The organism is Streptomyces sp. NPDC055078, from assembly GCF_053607985.1.
The window spans coordinates 1-5651 of the sequence record NZ_JBSGUP010000542.1 but is presented as its reverse complement, the minus strand read 5'-3'; the positions used below and the strand labels follow the sequence as shown (position 1 = coordinate 5651).

Here is a 5651-nt window from a genome sequence, read left to right as displayed (position 1 = left end):
TCCCGGCTCGGGCGAGGACCATGAATGGGTCGTGGTGTTCCGTTTCGCCGGCACGGATCAGCTCAGTGCGTGGCTGGACTCGACCGCGCGCCGGGAGCTACTGGCAGAAGGCCGTGAGCTGCTGGACGGTGCCCCCACGCAGGAGGTCCTCGCCGGCGGCCGCATCGACGAGCCCGACCGGGTGGAGGGGGCTGCTGCCCAGTCAACGTCTGGCGAGACCCGTGCCTGAGCGACGAGTCCCCAGGCGACGAGTCACCCGGCCCGCTCCAGAAGGAGTTCTGCCGCCCCACCGCCGAGCACGCCGACCCGATCACCGTCTACTCCGGTGCCGAGTGCTCCACCATGGGCTGGACCTACGCGGAGGCCCGCGCCCACGCCGAAGCGTCCCTAGCCCTCGGCGAGCAGGAAGCCGTCGAAGCAGGGTTCTGGTCCGACCACCTGGCCGTCACGGCGGAAGACCTCACCCCGGACGCCGGGCCGGTGAACATCGCCCAGGGCGTCGCCGCCCTCGAAGGATGCCTCGCCGAGCAGTACGGCGGCCGTGGCGTCCTCCACGTCCCGGCCGGCGCCGCCGCCCTCCTCGGCTGCTGCAACCTCGTCCGCGAGGACCCGGCCAGCGGCAACCTGACCACGCTCGCCGGGAACTGCGCGATCATCGGCGCCGGATACTCCGCCATGAACACCGGGCCCGGGAACCTGCCCGCCGAACCCGGCACCGCGTGGCTCTACATCACCGGCCCGGTCGTCATCCGCCGCGGCCCGACCATGACCATCCCGGACCGGCCCGGGGCCTCCGTGAACACGCGCACCAACGACCGGCGCGTGCTGGTCGAGCGCACGTACGTCGTCGCCACGACCTGTGTCGTGTGCGCCATCCAGGTGGTGACTTGTCCGTGACCGAGATGATCCAGGTTCAGCCGACCAAAGAGCGGCGCGTCGACTTCGCGCGGTGGGCGGTCGCCCAGACGCCGAAGATCCGCACCGTCGGCCCGTCCCTGTTCGCCGTCCCGCACGGCCTGTTCGCCGACATGCCCGAGCCGCTGCTGATCGGGGCCCGCGTGAACGGCCACCGCTACGTGTCCCCTGACGAAGACCAGGGCAGCGAACTCCTCGGAGTCGCCACCCCCGAAGGGTTCTCCCCGGAGCTGACTGGCGTACCGGGCGAGCCCCTGCCCGAGGTCCCCCCGGAGGCGTACGGCCCTGACTCGACCCCGCTCCCCGCCCCGGACCCTGATGATCGGCCGGCCGGGCAGACGGACGGCGTCTACCCGTGCACCGGCTGCGACAAGGAGTTCACCACCGAGCGCGGCCGGGACACCCACCGTCGCCAGAAGCACCCGGAGGGGTGAGCAATGCCGGTCGAGCCCATCCCGTGCGCCGACGGCGGTGGCACGACACCGATCGAGGTGACCACGTGCTGCGCCCCGTCGATCGCCTCCACGCCGTTGTGCCGGGCGGACGGCACCACCGTGCTCCTGGTGGTGCGGTCCGGCTGCGTCGAGTGCGGTGAAGCGGCGCCGGACCCGGTCGCGATCGGCTGGATCGACGTGGCGACCGGCACGTTCACCGCCGGGGCGATCCCGGCCGACGCCGGCCCCTGCGACGCCGGGTGCGTCGACACCGTGTGCCGTCAGCTCTGCGACGACACCGACGGCGACGGCATCGTGGATGCCTCGTACTCCGAGCTGTGGTGCGTCCGCGCCGACGGCACGGCCGAGCTGGTGCTGACCTACCAGGACGACCCGAGCGTCCCGTACGTCCCCGTGGCCCCGCTCGAATGCTCTTACGGCTGCCCCCAGTCCGAAACGGTGATGCTGTGCGACACCGCGCCCGACGGCACCGTGACGCCGTTCCTCCGCCGCTACAGCTTCCTGAACGGGACGGCGTCGTACGAGGACGTCGAACTCGACGGACAGACTCCGCACGTCGGCACCGGCACCGTCGCGGTCTGCGCCGGTGAGGCGGTCGTCCCGGGGTGCGCGGAGCAGACCACCCCGACCGCGACCCTCGGCCTGTGCCTCGCAGACGGAACCCCGATCGCGGTCCTGATCACCCGGGACTGCGACGGCCTGGTCACTCAGGACGGGTGGGTCAACCTCACCACCGGCACGTTCAGCACCGGCGCACCCCCGGCCGGTGCCCAGGCGTGCAGCAGCTCCCGCGCCTTCGAGCTCGCCGGCCTGCTCTGCGACGTCGACCCGGTCACCGGCGACGTCTACGCCCCGGTCCTGGCCGAGTACGAGTACAACGACGACGGCTCCCTCGCCTCGGTGCGCCTGGTCGACCCCGGCACCGGCGCCACGTACGTCCTCCAGGGCGACCTGGAAGTCTGCCCCGCAGGCCCCGCCACGGCGACCGCCGACCAGGACCTGACCGTCCTGTGCGACGTCCAGCCCGACGGCACCTCGACCCCGTTCCTGCGGGACTACCGGCGCAACGCCACCACCGGCGAGATCACCGGCCACACCGACTACTCCCTGGACGGCACCCCGTACTCGCCCACCGGAACGGCCGGCACCTGCTCCCCGGACCAGCCGGAACCGGAGCCGTGCCGGGACACCAGCACCGTCCTGCTCTGCGATCTGCCCACCGGCGGCACCCCGCAGCCTGCCGTCACAGGCACGGACCCGACGCCGTACTACCCGTTCCCCACTGGCGTGCCCGTGTCGGGCGCGCAAGTGCTCTGGGACGGCGGCACGCTCAACCTCCCGGCGGGCACGGGACCGCAGCCAGGGACCACGGGAACGGTCAACTCCCTTGCCGCGACCGTCCAGGCGCCTCGCCCCGCCTGCGACACCGGTACGGCCCGCGTGGCCGTGTCCCTCAACGTCCAGCAGACAGGGCCGGATGACGGGTGCCTCCAGACCGGGCACCTCCGCCTGTTCGTCGGGACGACACAGACCGCGCTCACCGTCCTCCCCTCCAGCACTCCGGCCGGTTGGTTCGGCACGGTGAGCGTGGAGGCGGACGTCCCCGCCGCCGACCTGGCCGCCGGGAACGTAGCCATCGCCCTGGCGCTGGACGCATACGACGACACCGCGCAGTGCGCGCCGAGCCCACGGCAGACCGGATGGCAGCTCTCCGCCCTCACCACCACCGTGGTCTACGACCAGACCGGGTGTGCGGAGCAAATCCTCCGGACGGTCCTCACCGACTGCGAGACCGGCACGGTCCTGGCCGTCACGGACACGACCCTGGACGGCCAGCCGTACACGGTCACCGGCGAGGTCGGGCAGTGCCAGACCGCCGGCGACGGGGAGTGCTGCCCGATCCCCGAGGCGGAGCCGTGCGGGGACACCGAAGTCCTGGGGCTCTGTGATCTCACCTACGACCCCCAGGCCCCGATTCCGACCCCGGCGCGCGACTTCACGCTGACCGGGAACGTGGTGACCGGCAACGAGGGCACGACCCTGTGGTTCGCCCAGGCCAACCAGGTAGCCAACGGCGTAGCCGAGTTGACCGTTAGCGGGCTGCTCCCCGCCACGCTGTACGAGTTCCGGTTCGCGTCCGCGTGGATCGGCGCGGGAGGCTCCGACCCAGTTGGCAACGCCGCGATCTACCGGCTGGACATCCTCGACGGCGCCACGGTGCTCGCCACGAGGACCCGGAACGTCAGCAACGGGTCCAACGTGTTCCCCGGCGGGGTGCTGTCCGAGGACCTGCCGCCACTGGCATTCATCGCCCCCGCTACCGGCGCGGTCACGATCCGGTTCACCGACCAGACGACCGGCGGCGCGATCAACGACCGCGACCTGTTCCTCATGCCGCTCGACGTGCGGACGGCGACGCTGACCGTCACCCGCGCACCGTTCCTGCGGCGCTTCACCTTCGACTGCGACGGCGGCCTCACCTCGTCCCAGGATCTCGGCTTGGACGGCACCACGCCGTACACGGTGGCCGGCGAGGTCGGGCAGTGCGCGGAGGCTGGTGGTGACGGGTCATCGGTCACGGTCCCGCCGTGCGACGCGAACGCCGTGATCCAGGCGTGCCGGTGCGACGACACCGACAGCGACGGCATCGCCGATACGGACTACGTCGAGCTGCTTGGCGTGGACTGCGAGGGTGCCCTCACGTCGCTGGGGACCTACACCGCCGGCCTGACGGTCCCTTACGTGCCGGTCGCCCCGATCGACTGCGCGGAGACCGACGAGGGTGCCGAGCCGGCCGTCGGAGTCCAGGCCCGCCGCGTCGAGATCGCGGCCGGCGAGACCTGGGACGCGGAGGACTGGACGACCCTCCAGTCCGTCACGGCCATCGCGCACGGAGGCACCGGCACGGTCACGACCGCTGACGGCCCGAGCACCCTCCACACCGGCGAGGCGGCCACCTGGTCCGTCTCACGGGACACCGATGCCCTGCTCACCGGCCCGCTCACCGTCACGGCGGACACGGGCACCGTCAGCCTCTCGTACACGATCGGAGTCACGCTGTGAGTGGATGCTGCGGGCAGGGGCCCGTCATCGTCTCCGGGGCCGCTGCCGTCCCCCGGGTGGACGTGGAGGCCGTCCTCCTGTGCGACGTCCTCCCGGACGGCACAGTCGCGGGCGTCGCCCTGGTGGAGCCCGTCTACGACACGAACACGGGCGCCCGGGTCAGCACCCGCACGGTGGACCCCGCCACGGGCGCGGCTTACGTGCCCACCGGCACCCTCGGCCCATGCTCCGCCTCGGACGGCTGCAACGCCACCACGGTTGCCCTGGTGCTCTGCGACGTCGCCGGGGACGGCACGGCCACCACCTTCGTGCGGACGACCACCTACGACTGCGAGGGTGCCGTCCTGGGCACCCTCGACCGCACCCTGGCCGGTGCCCCCTACGCGCCGACGGGCACGGTCGGCGTCTGCCCGGCCGTCCCGGACTGCGAGTCCCCCACCACCCCCACGGCGACCATCGGCCTGTGCCTGCCGGACGGGACGCCGATCGCGGTCACCGTCGTGCGGGACTGCGAGGGCGTCGTCACCTCCGAGGGCTGGATCAACCTGACCACCGGGGCGTTCAGCGCGGGCACGCCGCCGGTCGGCACCGTCGCCTGCGGGGACTCCCAGTCCGTCCAGGTCTCGGGGACCTTCTGCGACGTCGACGGGGCCGGCGACGTCGTCGGCCTGGTCCTCATCGAGTACAGCTACGCCGCCGACGGCACGATCGACTCCGTCCGCCTGGTCGACGCCACCACCGGCACCACCTACGTGCCCACCGGCACGGTCACCACGTGCCCGGCCGGGACCAGCCAGCCGGAGCAGGACCTCGTCCAGCTCTGCGATGTCGCCGCCGACGGCACAAGCACGCCGTTCGTCCGGGACTACCGGCGCGACGAACTCGGCGCAATCTCCGGTCGCTCCGACTATCTCCTCGACGGCACCACGTACGTCCCGACGGGCACCGTCGGCATCTGCGCACCGGAGGCGTGCCGGGACTGCGAGCAGCTCGTACTGTGCGACCTCGCGGACAACGTCTCGACGTCCTTCCTGCGCACCGTGTGCCGGGACTGCACCGGCGCCGTCGTCAGCACCCTGGACACGGCCCTCGACGGCACCACCGCGTACGCCCCGGCGGGCACCGTCGGCCAGTGCTGCGCCTGGACGGTCCTGGACGAGTGCACCTACAGCCTGCCGGACAGCTCGGTGGGGTTCAGCTTCACGAACCCGGCCTACC

At 72.3% G+C, this 5651-nt stretch carries 4 protein-coding genes and 1 pseudogene; all 5 read left to right on the top strand.

From position 1 onward, the window contains the following. Window positions 1–229: pseudogene (locus tag ACWF94_RS31520) on the top strand (hypothetical protein); the annotation flags it as partial. A gap of 113 nt (window positions 230–342) precedes the next feature. Continuing rightward, the gene (locus ACWF94_RS31515; protein ID WP_453496167.1) at window positions 343–897 is read left to right on the top strand and encodes a hypothetical protein; all 555 of its coding nucleotides are present in this window, start codon (window positions 343–345) and stop codon (window positions 895–897) included. A gap of 5 nt (window positions 898–902) precedes the next feature. Beyond that, the gene (locus ACWF94_RS31510) at window positions 903–1349 is read left to right on the top strand and encodes a hypothetical protein (protein WP_453496170.1); all 447 of its coding nucleotides are present in this window, start codon (window positions 903–905) and stop codon (window positions 1347–1349) included. 3 nt (window positions 1350–1352) lie between these two features. Continuing rightward, entirely contained in the window at window positions 1353–4433 is a 3081-nt protein-coding gene (locus ACWF94_RS31505) for a hypothetical protein (protein WP_453496164.1), read from the top strand. Further along, window positions 4430–5651: hypothetical protein (locus ACWF94_RS31500; protein WP_453496161.1), on the top strand; the 1222-nt coding region annotated here is incomplete at its 3' end. The genes ACWF94_RS31505 and ACWF94_RS31500, both read left to right, overlap by 4 nt.

Excerpts from the sequence above, each read along its gene's own strand:
- ACWF94_RS31515 (WP_453496167.1), top strand. The coding sequence starts at position 343 with ATGGGCTGGACCTACGCGGAGGCCCGCGCCCACGCCGAAGCGTCCCTA.
- ACWF94_RS31510 (WP_453496170.1), top strand. The coding sequence starts at position 903 with ATGATCCAGGTTCAGCCGACCAAAGAGCGGCGCGTCGACTTCGCGCGG.
- ACWF94_RS31505 (WP_453496164.1), top strand. The coding sequence starts at position 1,353 with ATGCCGGTCGAGCCCATCCCGTGCGCCGACGGCGGTGGCACGACACCG.